The sequence below is a fragment of the Streptomyces sp. SP17BM10 genome, from assembly GCF_036322405.1.
Taxonomy (GTDB): domain Bacteria; phylum Actinomycetota; class Actinomycetes; order Streptomycetales; family Streptomycetaceae; genus Kitasatospora.
Genome location: NZ_JAQYXB010000401.1, coordinates 1 through 24,748, shown reverse-complemented (window position 1 = coordinate 24,748; position 24,748 = coordinate 1). Strand labels below are relative to the sequence as shown.

Genomic DNA, 24,748 nt, shown 5'->3' with positions numbered 1-24,748 from the left:
CGACAGCGCCCGGGCCACACGGGCCTGCTACCGTCCCGCGGGTGACCTCGCTGCTGCAACCTCCGCTGCTCACCCGTCTGCTGGCCGTGGACCGCATCCTCGTCGCGGGCGCCGGCGGCGGCTTCGACGTCTACGCCGGCCTCCCCATCGCGCTGGCCCTGCGCGCCGCCGGCAAGGAGGTGCACCTGGCCAACCTCTCCTTCACACACCTCTACGGCCTGCCCGGTGACGTGTGGTTCGGGCCCGACGTCGCCGAGATCCGCCCGGACACCGCCGCCCCCGAGGGCTACTTCCCGGAGCGCATGCTCGCCCGCTGGCTGCACCTGCACGGCATGCCCGACACCGTCTGGGCGTTCCCGTCGGTCGGCGTCCAACTGCTGCGCGACGCCTACCGCCTGCTCATCGGCCACCTGGGGATCGACGCGGTCCTCCTCGTCGACGGCGGCACCGACATCCTGATGCGCGGCGACGAGACCGGGCTCGGCACCCCCGAGGAGGACATGGCCAGTCTCGGCGCGGTGGCCGGCCTCACCGAGGTGCCGGAGCGCCTGGTCGCCTGCCTGGGCTTCGGCGTGGACGCCTACCACGGCGTCAACCACTCGCTGGTGCTGGAGAACCTCGCCGCCCTCGACCGGGCCGGTGGCTACCTCGGCGCCTTCTCCATCCCCCGCGACAGCCGCGAGGGCGCGCTCTACCTGGACGCCGTCGAGCACGCCAGGGCCGCCTTCCCCGAGCACCCCAGCATCGTCAACGGCTCGGTGGCGGCGGCGCTGCGCGGCGAGTTCGGCGACGTGCGCTTCACCGACCGCACCAAGGGCGGCGAGCTCTTCGTGAACCCGCTGATGGCGATGTACTTCGGGGTGACGGTCGAGGCCCTGGCCGCCGAGCACCGCTACCTGGACCGGCTGGAAGGCACCGTCCTGATGCGCCAGATCAGCACCGCGGTCGGGCGGTTCCAGGACGAACAGCCCAAGCTGCGCCCGCCCCGGCAGTTCCCGCACTGACCGCGGCGGCCCGGGAGGGTGCGGTCACCCGTTCGCGAGGCGGAACTCCAGGTTGCCGAACCGGACCTGGTCGCCCGGGCGCACCCGGACGCCGCCCGCGATGCGGTGCCCGTTCACGTGGGTGCCGTTGGTCGAGCCGAGGTCGTACAGCACCCAGCCACCGCCCTCGTGCCGCAGTTCGGCGTGGTGGCGGGAGACCGAGGCGTCGTGCAGCCGCAGTCCGGAGCCGGGGATCCGACCGATCGTCAACTGCGTCGCGCCGGCCTGCGGGAGGTTCAGTCCGGGCAGCCGCTCGATGCGCCAGGCCCGGCCGAGCCGCTCGCCGAACGCGGAGACCCGGCCCACCGTCCGCAGCAGGAACCGCTCCACCGGGCCACCGGTGGGCAGGTCGGCCATCACCGCGTCCAACTCGGCGCGGCTGGTGGCCTGGAGGACGACCTCCATCCGGCCGAGGAAGGTGTCGTGCGAGAGCCTGCCGCTGCCCGCGCCGTCGCGCAGTACTCCGAGCACCCGGTCCCGTTCGTCCTCGGACGGCCGGACGGCGTTCGTCCGGATCTCAGGCTGCGTCATGTCCCGATTGTCGGCGGCGCCGTACCCGGCTGTCCAGATTCCGGCCGCCCGCCGCCCGGTGCTCCCGCCTTCCCCCGGAGAGCAGGACACCGCCGGGCGGCGGGCGGTTCCGCCCTCCGGTCAGGATTTCCTGGCGGCGGCCAGGATCTTCTCCGTGGTGTGCAGGAACCGGGAGGTCACCGAGCCCCCGTAGCGCTTGCCGAACACGTCGTTGGTGACCCACTTGCCGTCCTTCAGGTGCACCACGATGTACGCGGCGCCGTCGTCCGCCCCGAGCACGTCGAAGTCGCCCTTGGGCGAGGAGTGCGGCGCGGCGAGGTCCGCGGGCAGCGGCTCGGAGAGGAAGGCGATCAGCAGCCGGACGTCCGGCGTCACCTCGACGCCCCGGAACGGCTCGGCGGCCAGCACGGCGGCCACTTCGTCGACCGTGCGCAGCATCACCGGGACGGGGTAGCCGAGCGACTCCTCCAGGTGCCGCTCGATGCGCCGGGTGAGGGCCGCGCGGTCCGGCTCGTCGGTCGTGAAGAACACGTTGCCGCTCTGGATGTACGAGCGGACGCCGGCCAGCCCCAGCTCGCTGAAGAGCGCCCGCAACCGCTCCATCTTCACGGTGCGGCCGCCGACGTTGATGGCCCGCAGGAACGCGATGTACGTGGTGGTGGTCACCCGGCCAGTGTGGCACCGCCCACCGACAACGCCTCGGTTGGTGGTGGGCGGCGGTGGGCGGCGGAAGCGGATTTCCGGCGAGGGCGGTTGTCGGTGCCCGGTGCCAGACTGGCGCCATGGCTACCTGGCAGGATTTCGAGCAGGAGGCCCCCGATCTCGCGCCCCTGGTACGGGCCCGGTTCGAGGCCAACAAACACCACGTCCTGGCGACGCTGCGCAAGGACGGATCGCCCCGGGTCAGCGGCACCGAGGTCGACTTCATCGGCGCCGACGCGATGCTCGGGTCGATGTACGGCTCGGTGAAGGCCCGCGACCTCCAGCGCGACGGCCGCTTCGCGCTGCACTCGCACCCGGGCGACGAGACCATGGCGGGCGGCGACTCCAAGCTGTCCGGCCGCGCCGTGGAGCTCACCGACGAGGCCGAGCTCACCGCCTACGTCGCCGATCTGCCCGAGCCTCCGCCGGGCCCGTTCCACGCGTTCCGGCTCGACCTGGAGCAGGTGGTGCACACCGGACTGGCCGACGGCCACCTGTGGGTCCACAACTGGCACCCCGGCCGGCCGGTGGAGCGCACCATGCTCCACTGAGTGCTCCACCGGCCGGCCCGGGTGCCGGTACGCGCTACGGCAGGACGGACTTGACGGCCTCGGGGGTCCGGGCCACGACGGCGTGGCCGTCGTCCGCGGTGATGATGGGGCGCTGGATGAGGATCGGGTGCTCGGCCATCGCCGCGATCCAGCGCGCCCGGTCGTCCGGCTCCTTGGTCCACTGCTTCATCCCGAGGTCCTTGGCGACCTGCTCGTCGATGCGCGTGATGTCCCACGGCTCCAGGTTGAGCCGCTCCAGCACCGCCTTCAGCTCGGCCGCGCTCGGCGGGTCCTCCAGGTACCGCCGCACGGTGTACTCGGCGCCGGCGGCCTCCAGCTCGTTGAGCGCCGACCGGCACTTGCCGCAGCGGGGGTTGATCCAGATCTCCATGCCGCCCAGCCTACCGAGCGCCGCCGCACCGGCCGGACCGCACGTCGGAACGGACCGCGCCGCCGTACCGGCGGTGCGCCGGGAACTCCCAAGCGCCCGCCGGTGGTTCACGAACCGGAAGCAGGGGTCCGGGCCGGAGAGACCGGCCGGGGGAGGGGAGCACCGGATGGACGGCGCGGCGATCGTCGAGCGACTCCTGACCCGCGAGGGCAGGGCCGACCCGTACCCGCTGTACGCGCGGGCGCACGAGCTGGGCAGCGCGGCCCCGGCGGGGCCCGGCTTCCTGCTGGCGCTCGGCCACGGCACCGCCGACCGGGTGCTGCGCACCCCCGGCTTCGGCGTCGCCACCCCCGAGATGCAGGCCGGCCTGGCCCCGGAGTTCGCCGAGCACTCCTCGCTGGACCTGTTCGGCCGCTCGATCCTGGAACGCGAGGCACCCGACCACGCCCGGGTCCGCTCGCTGATCGCCTCGGTGTTCACCGCCCGCCGGGTCGCCGCGCTGCGGCCGGCCGTCGAGGCGGCGGTCGCCGGGCTGCTCGACGAGATGGCCGAGGCCGGTGCGGACGGCTCGCCGGTCGACTTCATGGACGCCTTCGCCCACCGGCTGCCCGTCGGCGTGATCTGCGAACTGCTCGGCGTCCCCGAGGGCGACCGCCACCTCTTCCGCGGCCTCGCCGCGGACCTCACCGTCGCCCTGGAGTTCGTCCAGGACGCGGCCGAGCTCGACGTCGCCGACGAGGCCGCCGACGAGCTGGCCGGGTACTTCACCGGGCTGGCCGCCGAGCGCCTGCGCCACCCGCAGGACGACCTCGTCACCGACCTCGCCCGGATCGCCGCCGACGACCCCGCCCGCCTGTCCGGCCGCGAACTGCTGGCCAACCTGGTGCTCCTCCTGGTGGCCGGCTTCGAGACCACCACCAACCTGCTCGGCAACGGCCTCGCCCTGCTCTTCCGCCACCCCGACACGGCCGCCGCCCTGCGGGCCGGCGCGCTCTCCCCGGCCGCCTTCACCGAGGAGGTGCTGCGCTACGACGCACCGGTCCAGCTGACCTCGCGGATCGCGCTCGCCGAAGGCCTCGCCGTCGACCACCTGCCCGCGCCGCCCGGCAGCACGGTGCTCGTCATGATCGGTGCGGCCAACCACGACCCGGCCCGCTACGACCGCCCCGAGGTCTTCGACCCGACCCGCACCGGCAGCCAGCCGCTCAGCTTCGGCGCCGGGCCGCACTTCTGCCTCGGTTCCCAGCTGGCCCGCACGGAGTCCGAGATCGCGGTCGCGGCCCTGCTCGACCGCTTCCCCCGGCTCGCCCCTGGCGGCGTGCCCACCCGTCGCGACCGCCTGGTCCTGCGCGGCTACGAGACGCTCCCGGTCACCGTGCGCTGACCTCCGCGGGGGGCCGGTCACCCTCCGTCGACCGGCCTCCGGCCGCACGCATCCGGGACGTTCGGCCGTTCGTGGCAGGGGCGGCCGTGGTGGAGCATGGAGGGACGAACCGGGCATTCCGCCCGGTCGAACAGGAGGTTCCCGCCGTGCCCACAGCGCCCCGCCCGCCGTTCCGGGCGGCCGTGGAATCCAGGGTGCCGCGCTGGGTGCCCTGGCTGCCCGTCCTCCTGCTCGTCCTGGACCTCCTCACCGAGGCGATCGTCCCGGACGCCGTCGCCGCCGGGTTCCTGCTCACCGCGCTGCCCGTCGTCGCGGCGTTCAGCTACGGTCCGGCGGTCACCGCCGCGACCACCCTGGGCTCGGTCGCCCTCCAACTCGTCCTCGCCCTGCGGGCCGGCCACATCGACGAGCAGCACCACGTCTGGGTGTATATCGCGACCCTGCTCTCCGGGGTGATGGGCACCGCCTTGTCCTGGCAGCGGATCCGGCAGAACCGCAACCTGCTGCACGCCCGCACCGTCGCCGAGACGCTCCAGCGCACCGTGCTGCGCCCGGTCCCGGACCGCGCCGGCGGCCTGCGGATGGCCGGCCTCTACCGCCCGGCCCAGGCCGAGGTGCTGGTCGGCGGCGACCTGTACGAGGTGTGCGACACCCGGTTCGGGGTGCGGGTGCTCCTCGGCGACGTCCGCGGCAAGGGCCTCGGCGCGGTACGGACGGTGGCGGACGTGCTGGGCGCGTTCCGGGCCACCGCGCACGACACCCCGGACCTGGTCGAGATCGCCGACCAGCTGGACCGCGCGGTCCTCCGCGACGCCGCCGACCGCGGCGACGACGAACTGTTCGCCACCGCCGTCCTCCTCCAGTACCGCCCGGGCTCCGACTGCGTGGAGATCGTCAACCGCGGCCACACCACCCCGCTGATGCTCGCCGGCCGCACCATCACCCCGATCGCCTGCCCCGACGAACTCCCGCTCGGCCTCGGCCACCTGGCTCCCGCCGACGACCACGGCAAACCCACTGCCGTGGCCCTGCCACCGGGCAGCACCGTCCTCCTCTACACCGACGGCGTGAGCGAGGCCCGCAACGCCGCCGGCACCTTCTACCCCCTGGCCCCACGCCTCGCCGCCCTGGGCACGACGTCCCCCGACCGCGTGGTCACCTTCCTGGCCCAGGACGTCCACGACTACGCCGGCCTCCTGGCCGACGACCTGGCCCTCCTGGCCCTCACCCCCGACGACCCCACCTGACCCCGCCGCACCACGAAGCCCCCTCCCGGCAGGCGCTTCGCTTCCCACAGCACCGGGCACCCGGAGGACCGGGCCGGTGACCGCGAGGATGGTGCCGAGGCGGTCACCCACCGCCGCCACCTCCTCCGACGGGAACTGGACGCGACGGCCAAACCGGACCACGCCGGCTGCCCTGAAACCCGGCAAACCTGTCTGAAGCGGCCAGAGGGGCGCCGCGAGCGTGCCATGCTCGTTGCATGACGGACCACGAGGAACCGGCGGCGCACCGGCCGCCCGCAGGTTCGGCGAGGAACGACGATCGTGCGGCCGCGGTGGTCCAGCGCGTCCTGGCCGGCCTTCCGGGTTCCGTGGTGTTCCTCCTGCCGGAGCCCGGGTCCGGCGGTGAGGTGGTCGACCTTCGCTTCGCCGCCGCCTCACCCCAGGCGATCGACATCGCCGGACGCCGGGGCCAGGAGCTGGTGGGGCTCGGCATCCTGCAGACCTATCCGGCCGTGCTCGGCACCGACCTCTGGCGGGGCTACCTCCGGGCGCTGGAGACGGGGGTGGCCTACGAAGGGGAGCTGGAGTACGAGGAGACCGCCGCCGGCATCCCGCACCTGTCCCGGTACCGGGTCCGGGCCGTGCCGTGCGAGGGAGGGCTGGTCGTCTCCTGGGAACGGCTCGACAGGCGCGAGCGGGAGCAGCGCCGACTCGCGCTGATGCAGCGATCGGGCCGGATGGGCTGGGTGGACCGGGATCTGGTCCGCGGCGAGGTCACCTGGTCCGACGAGGTGTACTCCATCTTCGGACGGGACCGTTCGGCGGGGCCGTTGACGCTGGAGGAACTGTCCGCCCGGGCCGAGGGCGAGGACCGCCCCGAGTTGGACGACGCGGTCCGGCGCCTCCTGAAATCCGGCGAGCCGATCGACCGCACCTTCCGCATCCGCCTTCCGCACGGGGAAGTGCGCCACGTGCGGGTCGTCAGCGAAGCCGAGTCGGACGCCCAGGGCCAACCGGTTCAGCTCCACGGCTTCTTCCAGGACCTGACCGCGGCGAAGCACGCCGAACAGCAACTGCTGGAGCAGAAGCAGCGCGTGCTCGCCCAGCAGACCCTGCTGGCCGCCGAACGCGAACTCGCCGCCCGCCTCCAGGACACCCTCCTCCCCGTACCCCAGCAGACCCTTCACCTCGCCGACCTCACCGTCGACGTCGCCTACCGGCCCCTCCAGGAAGGGCTCAACCTCGGCGGCGACTGGTACAGCGCGATCGAACTCCCCGACGGCAACGTGCTGCTCGTCGTCGGCGACGTGGCCGGCCACGGGCTCGACGCGGTCGCCACCATGGCCCTCCTGCGCTTCACCGCCAAGGGCATGGCCATCACCGGCACGCCCCTGCCCACCGTGCTCGCCCGGCTCAACACCCTGCTGCTGCACACTTCGGACCGTGACAGCCGGACGGCCACCATGATCATGGCCGTCTACCAGCCCGCCACCTCCCGGCTCACCTGGGTCCGCGCCGGCCACCTCCCTCCCTTGCTCCTGCGGCAGGGCGAAGCCCGCCTCCTGCCCGCCCCCGGCGGCATCCTTCTGGGCGCGACCGCCACGCCCTCCTACGAGGCCGCCTCCCTTGACCTGTTGCCCGGGGACCACCTGCTCCTCTACACCGACGGTCTCGTCGAGTCTCCGGACCAGCCGATCGACGAGGGCCTCGCCCGGTTGATCCGGGCCGCGCAGGCCCACGCCGGTGCCCGGCACTTCCTGAACGCCCTCCTGCCCGAACTCGCGGCCCCCGGCGCCCGCCACGACGACATCTGCGCCCTCCACATCAGCCGCTGACCGCCCGGCTGAGCCGGCCTCCAGCGCTTCCGCCCAGCCGTGCCCTGCCGCCGGACAGCGCCGTTCCCCAGCCGATTGCGGCCGATCCCGACGTCCACTTCGCGCCTGTGCGAACGCTCCGTTCAGACGTAGGAATCCGGTGCCAGCCCCGGCCGCGACCGGGCGCGCCGCGGGGAAGCGGCCTGCCCGACCCGCCGGCGTGGTGGGGGCCCTCCCCGTCCGGGTGCAAGGCGGACGCGACCTCCGCGAGGCGTCACTCTTTTGGTGACTCGCTTGTTTGTCATCGGATGGATGACGTGCTAGAACGGAGTGAGGTGAAGCGCACTGGCGCCCTTTGATCCCTACTGGAGGTGTTCCGCGATGCTGATGCGCACCGACCCGTTCCGCGAACTGGACCGCCTGGCCCAGCAGTTCCTCAGCACGACGGGTACGTGGTCCCGCCCCACCCCGATGCCGCTGGACGCGTACCGCACCGGCGACGAGTACGTGATCTGCTTCGACCTGCCCGGGGTGGACCCGCAGGCGATCGACATCGACGTCGAGCGGAACATGCTGACCGTCAAGGCCGAACGGCGTCCTCGCCGCGAGGGTGAGGACGTCAAGTGGGAGCTGTCCGAGCGACCCCTCGGTGTGTTCTCCCGCCAGGTCATGCTGTCCGACACCCTGGATCCCGAGGGGATCAGCGCCGACTACGACTCCGGCGTGCTGACCCTGAGGATCCCGGTCGCGGAGAAGGCCAAGCCCCGCAAGATCGCGATCAGCCACAGCGGCGACCGCAAGCAGATCCAGGCCTGACCCTCTTCCCTCCCCGGAGACGGGCTGTCCCGCGCGGCTTCCCCCCGGCCGCGCGGGACAGCCCCCTTCCTCGCCGAGCCCCGCAGCACGTGCCCGCACAGGCCCAGACGGCCGCGGCGGGCCCGAGGCTGCCCCGCCGTACGCCCCGTACGCCGCACCAGCCGGCCCCGTGACCCGGAAAGGCCCTGATCCGTCATGACGTGGCACCACCTCGTGCAGCAGGTCCGCGACCTCGGCCGCTACGACAGCGACCAGGAGGCGGAGCGCGTCCTGGACGCGGTCCTCACCGTCCTCGGCTCCCAGCTCACCGGCGACGAACGCTGCGACCTCGCCGCCGTCCTCCCCGACCGCGCCCGCGCCGTCCTCGCCGCCCAGATCCCCCTGACCCATCCGGTCGCCGCCCCCGCCTTCGTCGAGGCCGTCGCCCGCATCCTCACCACCACCCTCGCCGCCGCCCGCTGGGACAGCTCCACCGTCCTCACCGTCCTGTCCGCCCTCGCCGGGGAGCAGCTCACCGGCCGCCTCCTCGCCTTCCTGCCGCGCAGCTACGCGCTGCTGTTCGGCCGCGCCGACCTCGCAGCCGCCTGAGGGACGTGCCGCCGTGCCGACGCGCGAACCCGCCCGTGGCCGTCCGTTGTCGAGGATCGTGCCCGGGCGGGGCGGGGCGACGTTGTGTGCGGCATGGAGAAGCTTGTGTCACCGGACCCGGACGGCGGGTCCGCGGCGCCGCGCGGCCGGCCGGCCCGCCTCCGGGCACGGGTGCGCACGGTGGTGCGGCGCTGGCTCGCCGCGAACGTCCGGGGCGCGCTCGAACGGGCCCCGGGCCGGCTCGCCGCCCCTGAGCCGCCCGGCCCGCCGGAGGGCCCCAGCCGCCCTGTGACCGGCGGGTAGGTGAGGCGCGAACCGGTAGCACGCACCTGGAGCGACCGGGGGTGTCCGGGGTGCGGCCGGCCGGGACGGCTGGGACGCCGGGCGGGCCGCACCCCGCTGGGGGTTACAGGGTGTGGGTGAGGCGGTCGGTCAGGAGGCGGGTGAAGCGGGCCGGGTCGGGCAGGTCGCCGCCTTCGGCCAGCAGGGCGCTCCCGTGGACGAGTTCGGCGATGTCGGCGAGCGCCGGGTCGTCGGCGTTCGTCTCGTGTGCCCGGCGCAGGGCGGTGATGAGGGGGTGGGTGGGGTTGAGTTCCAGGATCCGCTTGACGGCGGGGAGTTCCTGGCCCATGGCCCGGTACATCTTCTCCAGGGTGGGGGTCAGGTCCTGGGCGTCGCCGACAAGACACGCCGCGGAGGTGGTCAGGCGGGTGGAGAGCCGGACCTGCTTGACGTGCTCGGCCAGGGCGCCCTGGAGCCAGGGGAGGAGGGCGGCGAAGTCCTGTTCGCGCTGGGCCTTCTCGCTCTTGGCCTCGTCGCCGCTCTCGTCGTCGGAGTCGTCGAGGTCGACCTGGCCCTTGGCGATGGACTGGAAGCGGTGGCCGTCGAAGGCGGGGATCTGGTCGGTCCAGATCTCGTCGACGGGATCGGTGAGGATCAGGACCTCGTAGCCCTTGGCGGTGAAGGCCTCCATGTGCGGGGAGTTCTCCACCATCGCCCGGTTCTCGCCGGTCAGGTAGTAGATGGTGTCCTGGCCGTCCTTCATCCGCGCGACGTACTCGCGCAGCGTGGTCGGCTTCTCCGCATCGTGGGTGGAGGCGGCGCTGACGAGTTCCAGCAGGGTGTCGCTGTTGTCGCGGTCCTCGATCAGCCCTTCCTTGAGGACGCGGCCGAACTGCTCCCACAGCTTGAGGTAGGCCTCGTTGTCGGTGGCCTGCGTGCTCTTGAGGGCGGCGAGGACCTTCTTGACGAGGCGCCGGCGCACGGCGGTGATCTGGCGGTCGTGCTGCAGGATCTCCCGGGAGACGTTGAGGGAGAGGTCGTGGGCGTCGACGACGCCCTTGACGAACCGCAGGTAGTTGGGCATCAGCGCGTCGCAGTCGTCCATGATGAACACGCGCTTGACGTACAGCTGCACGCCCCGCTTGGTGTCGCGGGAGAACAGGTCGAACGGGGCGTGGGCGGGGACGAACAGCAGCGCCTCGTACTCGAAGGTGCCTTCGGCGCGCATGTGGATCGTCTCGGCCGGGGCCTGCCAGTCGTGGCTGATCTGCTGGTAGAACTCGTTGTACTCGGCCTCGCTCACCTCGCTGCGCGGGCGGGCCCACAGCGCCTTCATCGAGTTCAGGGTCTCCGGCTGGCCGGCGGCCTCGTCCGTGGCCCCGTCCGTGGCGCCGTCAGCGGCGCCGGATTCGGCGTCCGCGCCGGCGGGTGCGGAGGCGGGCTCGGGGGCCATGCGGATGGGCCAGCGGATGAAGTCCGAGTACTGCTTGACGATCTGGCGGATCTTCCACGCGGCCAGGTAGTCGCCGAGCCCGTCCTCGCCGTCCGCCGGCTTGAGGTGCAGGGTGACCGACGTGCCCACCGGCAGGTCGTCGGCCTCCGCGATCGAGTAGGTCCCCTCGCCGTCGGACTCCCATACGGTGCCCTGCTCGGTGCCGGCCCGGCGCGTGTGCAGGGTGACCTTGTCGGCGACCATGAACGCCGAGTAGAAGCCGACCCCGAACTGGCCGATCAGGCTCTGTGCCGCGGCCGCGTCCTTGGTCTCCTTGATCTTGGCCAGCAGGCTCGCGGTGCCGGACTTGGCGATGGTGCCGATCAGGTCGACGACGTCGTCACGGGTCATGCCGATGCCGTTGTCCCGCACCGTCAGCGTGCGGGCCTGCTTGTCGACGTCCAGCGTGATGTGCAGGTCGGAGGTGTCGGCGTCGAGGCCGGTGTCGGTGAGGGACTCCAGACGGAGCTTGTCGAGGGCGTCGGAGGCGTTGGAGATCAGCTCGCGCAGGAAGATGTCCTTGTTCGAGTAGATCGAGTGGATCACCAGCTGCAACAGCTGGCGGGTTTCCGCCTGGAACTCCAGCGTCTGGGTCGGGCTGGCCACGGGAGGTGTCTCCTTCGAGTTCACGGTGCTGGAAAGGGTCTGGTCTGGTCGAGCCGTGCGGCGCCGGGCGGCATGCTGCGCGGCGCCGCACGGTGGTCAGATGTGGCTGAGGGGCTGGTAGGGCGGCTCGGGGCGGGCGGTGCGGTGGAGGACAGGAAGCGCTTCCGGCCGTCGCGGCACTCCAGCGTGGCCGCCGTAGCGGACCGTGGGCGGGTTCGGGCGGGTGCGGTACCGGTCGACGGCGGAGTCATGGGAGTCGACCGCGTGGGCCGCACCCCGGCGGGGCCGTCGCCGGGGTGGTCACGGTCTGGCTGGGGGTGTGCGGCGGTGCCGGTCACTGTCTGCCCGCAGCTGGTCGGTCCGGGCGGTGACCTGATCGAGGCGGTCGGCGAGCTTCCGGTGGCCCGCCTCCAGGAGGGGCCGGGTCTCGGCGAGGGGGGCGAGCAAGCGGGCGGGGTCGTGGTGGCCGAGCGCGTCGAGGAGGCGTTCTATGGCGGGGGCCGCCTGGGCGCTGAGGTCGTCCAGGGCACCGATCTGACCGGCGAGGCGGCGCAGGTCGGCGGCGTTGTCACGGGCCCAGGTCGTCACCGCGCGGTCACCGGCGCGCTGAGCCCGCGTGGCCTGGACGCGCTGTTCGCCCGTGCTGCCCGCCACGGTGCCGGCGTCAGCATTGGGACGCAGTCGCAGGTACCGGCGCTCGGCGGCCTGGCGGCTCTGGACGCCCAGCGGTTCGGCGAGATCGGCCCAGGTGGCTCCCGCGTCGCGCGCGGTCTCGATCAGGCCGGTCTCCCAGCCTGCGAGTTCCTCGCGCAGGTGGCGCAGCATCAAGAGCGCGGCCAGGGCCTGCCCGGGGTCGTCCTGCCCCGTGTGGTCCGGGGGAGCGGTGCGGGCGGTGCGGGCGGCGGCGTCCATCATGCCCAGCGCGGCGGCGGCGGCCAGGAACGAGGCCGGCCTCGCCCCGGCCGCGCCGGTGTCCTGCACATCCATGTCGTCACTCTTTCGCTGACCGTTCCTTTGTCATCGGATGGATGACATGGTACAGCGGCTCGTGGCGTGCCGCACCAGTGCGAACCACCTGGAGGCGTCCGTGCGCGCTGACGTCCGTGCACACTGCGGTGGCGGCTTGGTGATCGCGCTCGACCTGCCCCGTGATCCCGCCGAAGGCGGTCGAGGTCGAAACGCTGGGCCGGATGCTCGCCGTGAAGGCCGAACACCAATCCGCCCCGCACGACGGAGGAGTGCGCACCCGGCTCGCCGGGCGGGGCCACGGGGCGTTCGGGCGTGCGGGAGCGGTTCGGTTGGGTCATCCGCATCGAGCACGCGCGGGAAGGAGTACGGGCGGTGACGCGCTCGCTCTCCCGCGCCACCCTGACGCAGCAGAGGGCGGGATCCCCGGAGGCGACGCGCCTCTCGCGCCCCTCTTCCTGGCCGAATGACGCCGGGAAAACGACATCAACCCGCCGTGACACTCCGGAACGGGCCGACGGCCGCGCCCTGGCGGTGCGGCCCCCGACGGCGAGATCGATCACGGCAGCCGCGCCGCAGCGCCGGCGAACCCGTTCCGGAGGGGGTGTCACTGGTCGGAGTAGCTGAGGTCCCCCACCGTCCAACTGCTGATCTCGGAGATGGCGATCCGGTACATGCCCCCGGTGTGAGGCAGACCGTAACTGCCCTGCAGGATGCGGGCGACATGCAGGTGCAGATGCGTCGGCCGCACTGCGGGCGTCGCCGCGTCGCCGCCGCCGTCTCCGCCGTCACCGGTGACGCGCGCCGTGAACAGCGCGGCGAACGGCTTCAGGTGATCGGAGGCGGCGAGGACTTCGGCCACTCGTTCGTTCCACAGGCTCTCCGGCGCCAGCCGGCCGGTGATGACCGCCCCCGGGACGACCACGGTCATAGGCATCTGGTTACTGCGCTCGGACTCCACCATTGCGGCGATGTCGACGAGCAGCCCATCAGGGTTCGACATGAACCAGAGGATAGTGCCCGCCGCAAGCCGCCCGCACGGACACCCCCGGGCCGCCGCCGGGAGCGACGCAGCACGACAAATCCACTATCTGTGATCGCTGCATGGAAAAATATGGGGTGGCTGGAAAAGGTATTGGATGCGGTTCGAGCGCGATCTGCCGGACCGGGAAAGGGTGACCGTGGTCCTCAACGTGTCGGCCGTGGTGTTCTTCGGCGTGCTCCTCGTGGTGCTGGTGCGTCGGCGCGAGGCCACCGGGTTCACGGTCTGCGTCGCCGTCGCCTTCGGCTTCCTGCTCGCCTCCAGCTCGGCCGCGTCCGCCGTCCGCGACGTCATGGCCGCCGCGCTCACCGCACTCGCCCCCCGCTGAACGACCCCGCCATGCGGGCACCCCGCAGGCCCTGGCCGCCGGCCGGCAGATAGTCTCCCGCCCCGACCAGGGCACCCCCGGGTGCAGATACGGCATACGCACCGCCCCCCGCCGGGCGCGAAGGAGAGTGGAGATGCAGCAGCCCGCCCCGATCACCGACGCCTCCGTGCTCAGCGGAATCGTGGAGGCGGTCCGCGACGGCGACGAGAGGGTCCTGCGCCGGCTGCTGGCGCGCCTGGCCGAACAAGCCACCGTCGCCGACGTCTATGCCCTGCGCGATGCCCTCGCCCCGCATCCCGGCCCGGGTGTCGGGCGGGAAGGGGCGCGACAATAACGTTCTTCGCCCAGACGTGGAAACCTCCACTGGCGAGAGTAGACATTGCCCGTCGGTCTGTGTAGTGTTCCTGGTGTTGGAAGAGCAGGACCGCAGGGCAGGCAGACACGAACTGCCTGGGCAGTACCGCAGTTCGCAGTATCAGCAGTGATGCAGGAGGCGTGCAGGTCGTCAGTACGCGGGGCCCGGTCATGGCAAGGGGTTCCCGGCGGAAGGCGGGTGACCTGTCAGGCGTCGCGGGCCCGGTCGTGCGTGGGGCCCGGGGCGGTGGCGGTCGCGCACGCGCAGGATCGCAGTACCGGCAACACCCGGCAGTTCGCAACACCGGCAGTACCTGAAGTTCGCACCACGCAGTACCAGCAGGACGGGCGTTGCCAGCAGTTCGCAGTACCGCAGTACAGCAGTACGCACGATGCACACCAGAGGAGAAGGGAAGGGTTCACCCCGTCGGATCGCCCGCCACGGCACGCAGTACCAGCCGGGCGGTCACCGCAGTAGCCATCGTCATGGAACGTCATGGAAGAGGTGGTCCTCGGTCACGCATACGCGATCCCCGCATCCTGCCCCTCCCCCGGGCGGTGCGGACACCGCAGGCCGGCGAATCAGCCGGCAGCAGTAGTGCAGTAGATGGTGCAGTGAATCCGCATATCCCTGGGCCCCGGCGCACAACAGCGCCGGGGCCCTCGACCCGTTTCCCGAGAAAGAAGGTGCTGGTGGAACAGACCACCCTCGCCACCGACCACGACACGGCGGACCACATGAGCGCAGAGACCAAGTTCGACGACGACGACTACCCCGCCTACACCATGGGCCGGGCCGCAGAGATCCTGGGCACCACGCCGGGCTTCCTGCGCAGCCTCGACGAGGCCAAACTCATCACCCCCCAGCGATCAGCCGGCGGCCACCGCCGCTACTCCCGCTATCAACTGCGCATCGCCGCCCGCGCCCGCGAAATCGTCGACCAGGGCACCCCGCTCGACGCCGCCTGCCGCATCATCATCCTCGAAGACCAGCTCGAGGAGGCCCTGCGCATCAACGCCGAACTCCGCCGCGACCGCACCTGAGGACGACCGGACTGCCGGCCCGCGACCTCCACGACGCGCGCCGCAGTCCCCCCTCCGACCGTGGCCGCCACACGGGACGCGATGAGGTGGGAGTCCGACGCGCCGGCACGCGCCCTCGCGGCTCGACGTGGCGGCCGCCAGGTCTGCCCTCCTGGCGCCGGCCGCGTGGAGTGGAATGTTGTGTTCCGCTTGGACGGCCTGCGCGGAACGACATGAAGCCGTCCCGGGCGGCGTGCCCCGCCCACGAACTGCGCGAGGCGGCCGACCGGGACTGGCGGCTGGGACTGACAGCCGGGACTGAACGGCGCCCGGGATCAGAGCTTGAACATCCCGGTGTACGGCTGGGTGATGCGTTCCTGTCGTGACCCGAAGTCGACGAGCACGGCGATGTCACCTTCGACGCTGATGGTCCGGCCGAGACCGTACGTGTCATGCGTGACCCGGTCGCCGACGGCGAAGTGCTTGCGCGGCGCCTCCACCCGGGCCTTGAAGGGGCTGGTGGGCAGGTGGCGGGGGACTGCTGCGAATTTTCTCATCAGCTCCAGTATGCGCCGGAAAGCGCGACGCCGGACCTTCTCGGCGCCATCGATTTCCGGGGAATCGTGAACGACGCGTGCGCTCGTCCGGTTCGCCCCTCGGCGGCGCCGGTGGGCGTGATCCGTCCCGGTAGGCCTGATCCGCCGCCCTGGCGGCTGCCACCGTGAGGGCGGACACGCCGCACCTGCGGTCATCGCAGCATCGGGCGAGCGGCCCCGGGGAATGATCCACTCGGTCAACCAGCTTGCCCTCCAAGCGCGTTGACGGGCCCGTCGGCTCTGGTCCGGCAGCTCCGGGGGTGAGCCCCCGCAGAACTGGGGCGGAAATATCCCACCGCCGCGGGCCGCGGCCTGCTACTGTCGTCCTAGTTGCAGTAGTGGTTCCCATGAACTTTGTGTGCGCCTGCTGATGTTTCGCAGGCGCATTTTTGTTTCCCGGCTCTTCCCCGGGTGGGTGCTCATCGCGGCGACTCGAAGTCCGCGCTGTGCGGGCTTCGGACGGCCCCTTGAAGGAGATTTTTTTATGGCTAATGGCACTGTGAAGTGGTTCAACGCGGAGAAGGGCTTCGGCTTCATCGAGCAGGAGGGTGGCGGCCCCGACGTCTTCGCCCACTACTCGAACATCAACGCCAACGGCTTCCGCGAGCTGCTCGAGGGCCAGAAGGTCGAGTTCGACGTCACGCAGGGCCAGAAGGGCCCGCAGGCCGAGAACATTCGCCCGCTGTAGTTTCTGCCACGGCACCCGCCTAGCAGCGAGGGGCCCGCACCGCGCACACACGCCTGGTGCGGGCCCCTCGGCATTGCGCCACGGCGCATCTCCCGGCCGTCAAGGCCGCTGGCCCCGCCACCGCCGCCCGTTCCCACGCGAGACGCACAGCGCCGCGTCCGGACCGGCGCCCTGCCGTGACATCGCACGGCTTTGAGGTTCCTCGCTCCCACCCCGCACGGTGAGTGCCGACCTGAGGTGACGTGCCGCACGGTTCCACCGTCCACGCTCCGCTCCCCACACCTCCGGCCCGTTCCGTCGCGGCATCCTGCCGGCGCCCCGCGCTGCGGAGCCGCCTCGCGACGTGCCGCCCCGGGAAGGTTTCACATGAACCGCTCCAGTCGCTCTTCGTACCAGAACGCCAACTCCCGCTCCGCGGCATCCTCCCGCTCCGGCGGCAGCTCCTTCTACGGCGACCGTCCGGCCAGAGGCCGTAGCTCACGTCAACACTCCTCCCAGCAGGGCGAGTTCGCCATGCCGGTCAGCAGCACTCCGGTGCTGCCGGCCGTCGAAGCGTTCGACGAACTGGACATGCCCAAGGCTCTGCTCTCCATCCTGACCCGCCAGGGCGTCACCACACCGTTCCCGATCCAGGCCGCGACCCTGCCCAACTCGCTGGCCGGCCGCGACGTCCTCGGCCGGGGTCGCACCGGCTCCGGCAAGACCATCGCCTTCGGGCTCGCCGTGCTGGCCCGCACCGCCGGACGGAGGGCTCAGCCGCACCGCCCGCTGGCCTTGGTGCTGGTCCCCACCCGCGAGCTCGCGCAGCAGGTCACCGACGCCCTCACCCCCTTCGCCCACGCGGTGCGCCTGCGGATGGCGACCGTGGTCGGCGGGATGTCGATCGGACGCCAGGCCCACGCGCTGAACCGCGGGGCGGAGGTCGTGGTGGCCACCCCCGGCAGGCTCAAGGACCTGATCCAGCGCGGCGACTGCCGACTGGACGAGGTCGCCGTCACCGTCCTCGACGAGGCCGACCAGATGGCCGACATGGGCTTCCTGCCGCAGGTCACCGAGCTCCTCGAGCAGGTCGCCGAAGGCTGCCAGACGATGCTGTTCTCCGCCACCCTGGACCGCAACGTCGACCGCCTGGTGCGGCGCTTCCTCAAGGACCCGGTCACCCACTCGGTGGACCCGTCCGCCGGAGCGGTCAGCACCATGGAGCACCACGTGCTCCACGTGCAGAACTCCGACAAGAACGCCACGATCGCCCACATCGCGTCCCGCGACGGCGGGGTCATCATGTTCACCGACACCAAGGACGGCGCGGACCGCCTCGTGCGGGACCTCCTCGCGAACGGGGTGAAGGCCGCGGCCCTGCACGGCGGCAAGTCCCAGCCGCAGCGCACCCGCACCCTGGAGCAGTTCCGCACCGGCCAGGTCACCGCGTTGATCGCGACGAACGTCGCCGCCCGGGGCATCCACGTCGACGGGCTCGACCTCGTGGTCAACCTGGATCCGCCGGCCGACCACAAGGACTACCTGCACCGCGGTGGCCGCACCGCCCGGGCGGGCGAGTCCGGCACGGTCGTCACGCTGGTGCTGCCCAACCAGCGGCGCGCGATGGCCCGGATGATGGCCACGGCCGCCATCACCCCTGTCATCACCAGGGTCTGCGCCGGCGATGACGAGCTGGCCCGTATCACCGGTGCCCGGGTGCCCACTGGCATCCCCACCGTGATCGCCGATCCCGTCGTCGAGCGGCCTCGCCGCAACCCCTCCGCGAACCGTGGCCGCCGCGGCCGTCCCGCCGCGGCTGTCGGCGACACCCGGGCCACCTCGAGCCGGGGCAACCAGAGCTCCTCGCGCCGCCGGGCCCCCAAGCGCGTCGCCCTCGCCGCGTAGCACCGCCGGGCCCGGCTCCCGGCTCGGGACCGGACCCGCACAGATCGCCAGGCCGGCGACACCGGACTCCCGCGACGACCGCGGGCGGAATCCCTCAGCAGCCTGTCGGCCCATCCGCCACCAGAGCCCTGATCATCACCGCCGTCCCGGCGGGAGAGACGAAGGAGTCAGCCCGTGACCACCACGATCCAGAATCCGCCGACCACCGCCACGGTCGGCGATCTCATGACGCACCCCGAGCTGCAGATCAGCGACGATGTCATGGTCGACGCCGCGATGGACATCCTGCGGAGCTCCGGCGCGGACCACCTCCTGGTCCGCGACGAGGACGGTCGCTGCGCCGGGCTGCTGACCCGCCTGCACCTGGCGCCGTTCCAGGCCCGGTCCTGGTACACCGAGCGCACCCCGGTGCGCGACGTGACCCTCGACCGCGCCCCGTTCGCCACCACCGGCATGCCCGCCGCCACCGCCGTCGCCGCCATGCGCTCACGCGGCCTGGACACGTGGCCGGTGGTGGACCACGACGGTCACGCCATCGGCCTGCTCAGCCTGTAGGGGCCACGGACTACGAGCCCCAGTGTGTCCGACACGAGCCGCCCGAACGACGTTTCCGCAGGTCAGCGAGGTGCTGGCCTGCGGAAACAGTGAGAGGCCGACCTGCGTTTCCGCAGGTCGGATGGGCTTTTACAGGTCGTGTACAGCTCGAACGTGCCTCTGACCTGCACTTGTGTGGCCTCCAGGACATGCGGTGCACAACCGGTGCACAAGCCGCCGCCCCAACTGATGAGATGTGCGGGGAGATGTCGAGCAGCGACGGCGAGGATCGCGCTGACTGTGCCGCACGGCGTAACGCGGCGCTACTCCGATGCGGTCCCACCACCGACCGTCATCGCTTGCGGATGGTGGCGTATCGCCGACCGGTACGAACCCTGATCGATCTCGGCCTCCACCACGGCGGTACCACCTGGCAAATCCGAGCCACCGCCTGACGGCGGCAGCCCGGAGCTCACCAAGACCTTCATCAGTCTTCTAGAGGTAGGTGTCCTGGTGCTGCGGCGCGGGCCACTGGGACCGTGGCGGCGACTGCGGCGACTGCGGCGACTGCGGCGACTGCGGCGATCGCGGCGTTCCTGTGTGGTGCGGGCTGGTGGGCCGGGCGGTCGTGCGTCCGGGGCGCAGGGGCCACCACAGGCTGCGGCCGAGGATCGCGGCCAGGGCGGGCACCAGCACGATGGACAGCAGGAACGCGGAGAGCAGGATGCCGAGCGCGGTGGCGAAGCCGATCTGCTGGGTGGACGGTTGCGGGGTCACCGCGAGGCTGGCGAAGGAGCCGGCCAGGACGAGGCCCGCCGTCGTGATGGCCGGGGCGGTGTGCCGCAGGGCCCGCGCGACTGCTGCCCGGGGCGGCCCGGGGTGTTCCATCTCCTCCCGGATCCGGTCGCTGATGAGGATGTTGTAGTCGGTGCCGAGCGCGACCACGAACAGGAACAGGACCAGCGGCAGCGTGAAGTTGACGCCCGGCTTGTCCATCGCGTGCTGGAACAGCAGGGCGGCCGCGCCGAGGGTGGCCGCGAAGCCGAGGCCGACGGAGAGCATCAGGACCACCGGTGCGAGCACGCTGCGCAGCAGCAGGAGGAGGATCACCCCGATCAGTACCGCCGCGACCGGGAAGACCAGCCGGAGGTCGTGGTCGACGGCGGTGGAGACGTCGGCGAAGACGGCCGGGGTGCCGCCGACGTGCGCGGTCAGGTCGGCGGGTGTGCTCTGGGCGACGGCTGCGCGGATCGGGCCGGAGACCAGGTCACGGGCCTGCTGGGACTGCGGGTCCGCGGTGAGGAACAGGTCGATTCGCGCGGCCTGCCGGTCCTCGCTCAGGACCGGCTTGGCCACCTGGCCGACCCCGGCGACCCGGGTGAGGTGCTGGGTCAGGCCGTCGAGCGAGCCGGGGGAGAGCGGACCGGCGTTCTTGCGCTCGACGTAGACGCTGGTCGGGTCGGCCACGCCGGCGGGCAGGGCGCGGGAGATCTCGAGGGCGGTGTTCTGGGACGCGGTGCGGGGGCCGCCGCCGCCCAGGCCGTAGTCCATCTTGATCCCGGCCAGCCCGCCGGCCAGGGCGCCCAGGAGGGCGAGCGAGGCGAGGACCATGGTCAGCGGCCGGCGGGCCACCAGGTTGCCGAACCGGGCCGCAGTACCCTCGCGGGGTTCGGCCTTGAGGGCGCGTGAGGGCCAGAAGAGCTTGCGCCCGCAGGCCGCGAGCACGGCGGGCATCAAGGTGAGGCTGGCCAGCAGCATGACCAGAACCGAGACCGCGATGGCCGGGCCGAGCACCCGGAACTGGCCGAAGCTGGCGACCCCGAGGGTGGCGAAGGCGGCGACGATGGTCAGCGCGGCCGAGGTGACCGCGGTGCCGACCTTCTGACTGACCTCGGCGGTGGTAGCGCGGTGGTGGCGACCGGGGTGGGCCCGCAGCTGCTCGCGGAAGCGGAACATCAGGAACAGGAAGTAGTCGATGCCGATGCCCAGGAGCACCACGGCGATGAGGCTCGGTACGGAGGGGTCGAGCTTGATGCCGGTGAACAGCGCGGTGCCCACGACCGCGCCGCTGGCCACGCCGCTGATGAGGGCCACCGAGATCAGCGGCAGCAGGGCGGCCAGGAGGCTGCGGAACACCAGGACGTGGAGCAGCACGATCAGGGCGACGGCGCAGGCGGAGGCGATGGTCGAGAGGGTCTTCCCATCGTCGGAGGAGTCCACCTGGTCGGCGAGTGCGCCGGTGAAGCCGGCTCGCAGGCCCTGGGCGGCGAACTCCGCCCGGGCGTTGTCCCGGAACGCCCGGAAGGTGCTCTCCAGGCCCGGGTCGGCGGAGTTTCCGGTGAGGTTGGCGGAGAGCAGCTCGAAGGTTCCGTCAGGTGCCGTCATGGCCGGACCGACCTGGGGGATCTGCGAGTAGTCGTGCTGAAGGGGCGCCGCGTCCTTGGGCTTGGGCATGGTGACCTTGAGGCGGCTCAGCCGCTCCGCCCCGGCGTCGATCTGCTCCTTGTCCGCGGGGGTCAGCGCCCGGCCGTCGGTCCGCGCGACCAGGATGGTCACCGGGTTGGCGTCGGGCTTCGTCCCGAAGCGGTCGTGGGCGATCGCCATGGCGGCGGCCGAGTCGTAGCTCTTCGGCAGGAAGTCGGCCGTCTGCGTCTGGGTCACCCGGTAGATCAGGGTCTGGCTCAGGACGGTCAGGAGCATTCCCAGGACCGCCCACACGGCGATCACCTTCCACGGATTCCTGGTGGAGAATCCGGTCAGGGCGCGGATCACGATGTCCTCCGGCTGTGGTGCGTCAGCCGGCGAGTTCCGGCACATCTCCAGACCATCACGGGCTGACGGGCGTTCTCGTCCGAGCGAGGGAGGAGAACGCCGTCGGGACCCGGGCCCGGTACACGGCCCTGACCAGGACCAGGGGCCTGGTCGGGGATCGGTCCGAGGTGCCTGCCCGGGGTCGGGAGCCGCTGCGAGAATGGACCGCGAAAGCATCCCCCCGAGGACCGCAGGCGAAGACTGGTGCCGACCGGTCGCGGAAAGGACCAGCACCAGAATGTCGACGCACCACCGGCCGCTGCCGCCGTCGCCGAGAGCCGACGGCCTGCCCTGGACGGCCAGTGACGCGCTGCTGGCCGTCGGGGCGGCCGTCCTGGACCTCATCGGGTACACGCTCGGAGGTCCGGACGGAAGCCAGCCGATCGCCCTGACGGCTCTGGTCCTGCTCGTACTGGGGGCCATGCCGCTGCTCACCAGGCGCCGCTACCCGCTGGCGTCACTGGCGGTGGTGCTGGTCCTCGGCCTGGCACTGAACCTGAGCGGGCCGGTGCCGCAACACTTCAACTGCACGCTGTGCGTCGCAATGTTCGCCGTCGCCCGCTCCCGCGGCATCGCGGTGGCGGCGCCGGCCGGCCTGGTGGCGGTCGCCGTGCCGTTGCTGGGCCAGGGACATCCACTGCCCCCTCCGCTGGGGGAAGTGGCGGCCAACGTGCTCGCCGTGGCACTGATCATCGTCGCGGCCGTGGTGCAGAAGCGTTGGCAGCACGAGGTGGAGGTCAGGCGCAGGCTGCTGGCCGACCGTGCGGTGGCGCAGGAAAGGCGCCGCATCGCACGGGAGTTGCACGACATCGTGGCCCACCACATCACCACCATGCAGCTGATGGCCGGCGGCGCCAGGGCGAACCTCGGGCATGACGCCGAGGTGGTTCGCGACGCCCTGGTCACGCTGGAGAGCTCCGGGCGGATGGCGCTGCGCGAGATGCGCCAACTGCTCGACGTGCTGCGGGAGGGCGACGCGCCGGGGGAGGCGGACCGGGCGCCGTCCGCACCGCAGCCCGGTGTCGGTCACCTCGGAGAGCTCGTCGAGGAGTCCCGCAGGGCGGGTCTGCCCACGGAGTTCGCCGTCCTGGGGGAGGAGCGTCCGCTGCCGCCGAGCACCGGCCTGGCGGTGTTCCGGATCGTTCAGGAGTCCCTCACCAACACCCGCAAGCATGCCGGCCGGGCCGAGGCGCGGGTCCAGCTGACGTACCTTCCGGACCGGGTCACCGTCGAGGTGTCCGACAACGGCGCCGCCGCGCCGGCCGACACGCTGGTGGGAGCCGTGACGGGGGCGGGCGGTGCGGCCGGAGCGGGGGCGGGCCGCGCCGGGTACGGTCTGATCGGCATGCGCGAACGCGTCGCGCTGCAGGGCGGCAGCATGGTGGCCGGCGCCGTCGACGGTGGTGGCTTCCGGGTGGTGGCCGACCTGCCGGTGGCGCCGGCCGGCGGAGAGGAACAGCTCGGATGACGGGTACCCAGGAGCGGATCAGGGTGCTGATCGCGGACGACCAGCCGCTGGTGCGGCGGGGCCTGGCCCTGATCCTGGCACCGGACCCGGCGTTCGAGGTGGTGGCCGAGGCGGACGACGGGCAGCGGGCGGTCGACCTCGCGCACCGGCACCGGCCGGACGTCGTGGTGATGGACATCCGGATGCCGGTTCTCGACGGGGTCCAGGCGACCGAGCGGATCGTGCGGGAGCTGCCTGCGTGCCGGGTCCTGGCGCTGAGCACCTTCGACATGGACGAGTACGTGGTGGCCGCCCTGCGCGCCGGCGCCTCCGGGTTCCTGCCCAAGGACGTCTCTCCGGAGGAACTCTCGGCGGCCGTGCGGACCGTGCACACCGGGGAGGCGGCGGTGGCGCCGCGCCTGCTCACCCGGTTGATCTCCACTTACGTCACCACGCCCCGCCTGCCGCCGTCGCCGTCGCCGGTGCCGGCGTCCGACCTGGGTGAACTGACGCCCCGTGAGGTCGAGGTGTGGCGCCTGCTGGCCACCGGCCTCGACAACGCCGAGATCGCCGCGGCGATGGGCATCAGCGTCTCCACGGTCAAGAACTACATCACCAGCATCTTCGCCAAGCTGAGTGTCCGCGACCGCGCCCAGGCGGTGATCGCGGCCTACGAGACCGGCCTGGTGGAGCCCCGGGGCGCGAACCCGGCGGGCTGAAGTGCAGCAGTACTTCGCGGACGGCCCCACGGCCCCCGATCACGGAAGCTGCGAGGCCGTCCGCCCGGTGCCCGGCACCCCGAACGCACCGGCGTGGGTCAGTGGCAGAGGGCCGCGTCCAGGGCGTCCGCCATGCGCTGCGCGCCGGCGTCACCGGGGATGGTGGTGACCGTGATGCTGGCGGCGCGGCCGTCGTCGGTGACCCCGCCGCGGGAGCGGTAGCCCGGAATTGTCCCGCCGTGGCCCCAGAGGAGGCCGCCGCAGGAGAGCGGCTTGCTCTGCAGGCCCAGCCCGTAGCGGACGCCCGGGCCCAGGAGCTCGGCGGGGACGGTGGTGCGCATCTCGGCGAGCTGCGCCGCGGGCAGGAGCCGGCCGCCGAGGAGCGCGGTGAAGAACGCGTTGAGGTCGCTGTTGGTGGAGACGATCGCCCCCGCCGCCCAGGCCATCGAGGGGTCCATCTCGGTGTAGTCGTGGAGCGAGCCGTCGGCGTCCTGGTTGTACCCCTCGGGGTGGGCCTCGTGGATGGTCATGTCCCCCGGGGTGGGGAAGTAGGTGTGGCGCAGGCCGATGCGGTCGATGACGCGCTTGGTGATCTCCTCGCCGACGGGCCGCCCGGTGACCTTCTGGATCAGGAGTCCGGCGACAATGTAGTTGGTGTTGCTGTACTCCCAGCGCGTGCCCGGGGCGAAGCGGGCCTTCTGGGCGAGGGCGCTGTCGAGGAGCTCGCGGGGCTCGAAGTAGCGGTGCTGGATCGTGCTGAAATCCGAGAGCGCGGGGGCGTCCGTGTAGTCGGGCAGGCCGCTGGTGTGCTGGAGCAGTTGACGGACGGTGATGTTGCGTCCGTCGATGCCGTCGCCGCGCAGCAGGCCGGGCAGGTAGGTGTCGACGGACGTGTCGAGGTCGATCTTTCCTTCGGCGACGAGCTGGAGG

At 72.2% G+C, this 24,748-nt stretch carries 24 protein-coding genes; 15 read left to right on the top strand and 9 right to left on the bottom strand.

Going from position 1 to position 24,748, the window contains the following annotated elements; translation table 11 throughout:
* Positions 1-41: 41 nt before the first annotated feature.
* On the top strand, positions 42-1,004 hold the full coding sequence (locus PUR71_RS03135; protein ID WP_329924746.1) for a DUF1152 domain-containing protein: 963 nt from the start codon (positions 42-44) through the stop codon (positions 1,002-1,004).
* 24 nt (positions 1,005-1,028) lie between these two features.
* On the opposite strand, the gene PUR71_RS03130 is transcribed toward PUR71_RS03135, so the two are convergent.
* Complete coding sequence (locus tag PUR71_RS03130) at positions 1,029-1,574, bottom strand: DUF1707 and FHA domain-containing protein (RefSeq protein WP_329924745.1); 546 nt, start codon at positions 1,572-1,574, stop codon at positions 1,029-1,031.
* 120 nt (positions 1,575-1,694) lie between these two features.
* Complete coding sequence (locus PUR71_RS03125; RefSeq protein ID WP_329924744.1) at positions 1,695-2,240, bottom strand: DUF1697 domain-containing protein; 546 nt, start codon at positions 2,238-2,240, stop codon at positions 1,695-1,697.
* A gap of 116 nt (positions 2,241-2,356) precedes the next feature.
* On the opposite strand from PUR71_RS03125, the gene PUR71_RS03120 reads away from it, so the two are divergent.
* A complete protein-coding gene (locus PUR71_RS03120; protein WP_329924743.1) occupies positions 2,357-2,827 on the top strand; it encodes a pyridoxamine 5'-phosphate oxidase family protein in 471 nt (156 codons plus the stop codon).
* A gap of 34 nt (positions 2,828-2,861) precedes the next feature.
* Here the strand turns inward: PUR71_RS03120 and PUR71_RS03115 are convergent, their stop codons facing one another.
* Positions 2,862-3,218: an arsenate reductase family protein gene (locus PUR71_RS03115; RefSeq protein WP_329924742.1), complete on the bottom strand. Its 357-nt coding sequence runs from the start codon at positions 3,216-3,218 to the stop codon at positions 2,862-2,864.
* A gap of 166 nt (positions 3,219-3,384) precedes the next feature.
* On the opposite strand from PUR71_RS03115, the gene PUR71_RS03110 reads away from it, so the two are divergent.
* From PUR71_RS03110 to PUR71_RS03090, 5 genes are all read left to right on the top strand, one after another.
* Positions 3,385-4,602 (top strand): cytochrome P450, encoded by a 1,218-nt coding sequence (locus tag PUR71_RS03110; protein WP_329924741.1) that lies wholly within the window; start codon positions 3,385-3,387, stop codon positions 4,600-4,602.
* Between the two features lie 146 nt (positions 4,603-4,748).
* Entirely contained in the window at positions 4,749-5,849 is a 1,101-nt protein-coding gene (locus PUR71_RS03105) for a PP2C family protein-serine/threonine phosphatase (RefSeq protein WP_329924740.1), read from the top strand.
* Between the two features lie 236 nt (positions 5,850-6,085).
* A complete protein-coding gene (locus PUR71_RS03100; protein ID WP_329924739.1) occupies positions 6,086-7,663 on the top strand; it encodes a PP2C family protein-serine/threonine phosphatase in 1,578 nt (525 codons plus the stop codon).
* A 360-nt stretch (positions 7,664-8,023) separates the two neighbouring features.
* A complete protein-coding gene (locus PUR71_RS03095) occupies positions 8,024-8,458 on the top strand; it encodes an Hsp20/alpha crystallin family protein (RefSeq protein ID WP_329924738.1) in 435 nt (144 codons plus the stop codon).
* Between the two features lie 195 nt (positions 8,459-8,653).
* Positions 8,654-9,046, top strand: a complete 393-nt coding sequence (locus PUR71_RS03090; protein ID WP_329924737.1) for a DUF2267 domain-containing protein — start codon at positions 8,654-8,656, stop codon at positions 9,044-9,046.
* Between the two features lie 406 nt (positions 9,047-9,452).
* Here PUR71_RS03090 and htpG read toward each other — a convergent pair whose 3' ends face one another.
* From htpG to PUR71_RS03075, 3 genes are all read right to left on the bottom strand, one after another.
* The gene (gene htpG, locus PUR71_RS03085; protein ID WP_329924736.1) at positions 9,453-11,426 is read right to left on the bottom strand and encodes a molecular chaperone HtpG; all 1,974 of its coding nucleotides are present in this window, start codon (positions 11,424-11,426) and stop codon (positions 9,453-9,455) included.
* A 300-nt stretch (positions 11,427-11,726) separates the two neighbouring features.
* Positions 11,727-12,413 carry a type III effector protein gene (locus PUR71_RS03080; protein WP_329924735.1) on the bottom strand — a complete coding sequence of 229 codons (687 nt, stop codon included), beginning with the start codon at positions 12,411-12,413 and terminating at the stop codon, positions 11,727-11,729.
* Between the two features lie 586 nt (positions 12,414-12,999).
* A complete protein-coding gene (locus PUR71_RS03075) occupies positions 13,000-13,395 on the bottom strand; it encodes a hypothetical protein (RefSeq protein WP_329924734.1) in 396 nt (131 codons plus the stop codon).
* 136 nt (positions 13,396-13,531) lie between these two features.
* Here PUR71_RS03075 and PUR71_RS03070 point away from each other — a divergent pair, with 136 nt between their 5' ends.
* From PUR71_RS03070 to PUR71_RS03060, 3 genes are all read left to right on the top strand, one after another.
* Positions 13,532-13,762 carry a hypothetical protein gene (locus tag PUR71_RS03070; RefSeq protein WP_329924733.1) on the top strand — a complete coding sequence of 77 codons (231 nt, stop codon included), beginning with the start codon at positions 13,532-13,534 and terminating at the stop codon, positions 13,760-13,762.
* Positions 13,763-13,895: 133 nt separating this feature from the next.
* On the top strand, positions 13,896-14,096 hold the full coding sequence (locus tag PUR71_RS03065; protein WP_329924732.1) for a hypothetical protein: 201 nt from the start codon (positions 13,896-13,898) through the stop codon (positions 14,094-14,096).
* A 758-nt stretch (positions 14,097-14,854) separates the two neighbouring features.
* Positions 14,855-15,160: a MerR family transcriptional regulator gene (locus PUR71_RS03060; RefSeq protein WP_329924752.1), complete on the top strand. Its 306-nt coding sequence runs from the start codon at positions 14,855-14,857 to the stop codon at positions 15,158-15,160.
* A gap of 314 nt (positions 15,161-15,474) precedes the next feature.
* On the opposite strand, the gene PUR71_RS03055 is transcribed toward PUR71_RS03060, so the two are convergent.
* Positions 15,475-15,696 carry a hypothetical protein gene (locus PUR71_RS03055; RefSeq protein ID WP_329924731.1) on the bottom strand — a complete coding sequence of 74 codons (222 nt, stop codon included), beginning with the start codon at positions 15,694-15,696 and terminating at the stop codon, positions 15,475-15,477.
* Positions 15,697-16,219: 523 nt separating this feature from the next.
* Here PUR71_RS03055 and PUR71_RS03050 point away from each other — a divergent pair.
* From PUR71_RS03050 to PUR71_RS03040, 3 genes are all read left to right on the top strand, one after another.
* On the top strand, positions 16,220-16,423 hold the full coding sequence (locus PUR71_RS03050; protein WP_030918248.1) for a cold-shock protein: 204 nt from the start codon (positions 16,220-16,222) through the stop codon (positions 16,421-16,423).
* A 366-nt stretch (positions 16,424-16,789) separates the two neighbouring features.
* Positions 16,790-18,307, top strand: coding sequence for a DEAD/DEAH box helicase (locus PUR71_RS03045; protein WP_329924730.1), 1,518 nt, complete (start codon positions 16,790-16,792; stop codon positions 18,305-18,307).
* A gap of 174 nt (positions 18,308-18,481) precedes the next feature.
* On the top strand, positions 18,482-18,862 hold the full coding sequence (locus PUR71_RS03040) for a CBS domain-containing protein (protein WP_329924729.1): 381 nt from the start codon (positions 18,482-18,484) through the stop codon (positions 18,860-18,862).
* A 474-nt stretch (positions 18,863-19,336) separates the two neighbouring features.
* Here PUR71_RS03040 and PUR71_RS03035 read toward each other — a convergent pair whose 3' ends face one another.
* The gene (locus PUR71_RS03035; RefSeq protein ID WP_329924728.1) at positions 19,337-21,613 is read right to left on the bottom strand and encodes an MMPL family transporter; all 2,277 of its coding nucleotides are present in this window, start codon (positions 21,611-21,613) and stop codon (positions 19,337-19,339) included.
* 277 nt (positions 21,614-21,890) lie between these two features.
* On the opposite strand from PUR71_RS03035, the gene PUR71_RS03030 reads away from it, so the two are divergent.
* Positions 21,891-23,120, top strand: coding sequence for a sensor histidine kinase (locus tag PUR71_RS03030; RefSeq protein WP_329924727.1), 1,230 nt, complete (start codon positions 21,891-21,893; stop codon positions 23,118-23,120).
* Positions 23,117-23,818: a response regulator transcription factor gene (locus PUR71_RS03025; RefSeq protein WP_329924726.1), complete on the top strand. Its 702-nt coding sequence runs from the start codon at positions 23,117-23,119 to the stop codon at positions 23,816-23,818. The genes PUR71_RS03030 and PUR71_RS03025 overlap by 4 nt, the downstream gene beginning before the upstream one ends.
* A gap of 98 nt (positions 23,819-23,916) precedes the next feature.
* Here the strand turns inward: PUR71_RS03025 and PUR71_RS03020 are convergent.
* Positions 23,917-24,748 (bottom strand): serine hydrolase domain-containing protein (locus PUR71_RS03020; protein ID WP_329924725.1); only part of this gene is annotated, 832 nt, incomplete at its 5' end.

Coding starts and splice junctions, on each gene's coding strand:
- PUR71_RS03130 (WP_329924745.1), bottom strand. CDS start 1,574: ATGACGCAGCCTGAGATCCGGACGAACGCCGTCCGGCCGTCCGAGGAC.
- PUR71_RS03120 (WP_329924743.1), top strand. CDS start 2,357: ATGGCTACCTGGCAGGATTTCGAGCAGGAGGCCCCCGATCTCGCGCCC.
- PUR71_RS03115 (WP_329924742.1), bottom strand. CDS start 3,218: ATGGAGATCTGGATCAACCCCCGCTGCGGCAAGTGCCGGTCGGCGCTC.
- PUR71_RS03110 (WP_329924741.1), top strand. CDS start 3,385: ATGGACGGCGCGGCGATCGTCGAGCGACTCCTGACCCGCGAGGGCAGG.
- PUR71_RS03100 (WP_329924739.1), top strand. CDS start 6,086: ATGACGGACCACGAGGAACCGGCGGCGCACCGGCCGCCCGCAGGTTCG.
- PUR71_RS03095 (WP_329924738.1), top strand. CDS start 8,024: ATGCTGATGCGCACCGACCCGTTCCGCGAACTGGACCGCCTGGCCCAG.
- PUR71_RS03090 (WP_329924737.1), top strand. CDS start 8,654: ATGACGTGGCACCACCTCGTGCAGCAGGTCCGCGACCTCGGCCGCTAC.
- PUR71_RS03080 (WP_329924735.1), bottom strand. CDS start 12,413: ATGGATGTGCAGGACACCGGCGCGGCCGGGGCGAGGCCGGCCTCGTTC.
- PUR71_RS03075 (WP_329924734.1), bottom strand. CDS start 13,395: ATGTCGAACCCTGATGGGCTGCTCGTCGACATCGCCGCAATGGTGGAG.
- PUR71_RS03070 (WP_329924733.1), top strand. CDS start 13,532: ATGCGGTTCGAGCGCGATCTGCCGGACCGGGAAAGGGTGACCGTGGTC.
- PUR71_RS03065 (WP_329924732.1), top strand. CDS start 13,896: ATGCAGCAGCCCGCCCCGATCACCGACGCCTCCGTGCTCAGCGGAATC.
- PUR71_RS03060 (WP_329924752.1), top strand. CDS start 14,855: ATGAGCGCAGAGACCAAGTTCGACGACGACGACTACCCCGCCTACACC.
- PUR71_RS03055 (WP_329924731.1), bottom strand. CDS start 15,696: ATGAGAAAATTCGCAGCAGTCCCCCGCCACCTGCCCACCAGCCCCTTC.
- PUR71_RS03050 (WP_030918248.1), top strand. CDS start 16,220: ATGGCTAATGGCACTGTGAAGTGGTTCAACGCGGAGAAGGGCTTCGGC.
- PUR71_RS03045 (WP_329924730.1), top strand. CDS start 16,790: ATGAACCGCTCCAGTCGCTCTTCGTACCAGAACGCCAACTCCCGCTCC.
- PUR71_RS03030 (WP_329924727.1), top strand. CDS start 21,891: ATGTCGACGCACCACCGGCCGCTGCCGCCGTCGCCGAGAGCCGACGGC.
- PUR71_RS03025 (WP_329924726.1), top strand. CDS start 23,117: ATGACGGGTACCCAGGAGCGGATCAGGGTGCTGATCGCGGACGACCAG.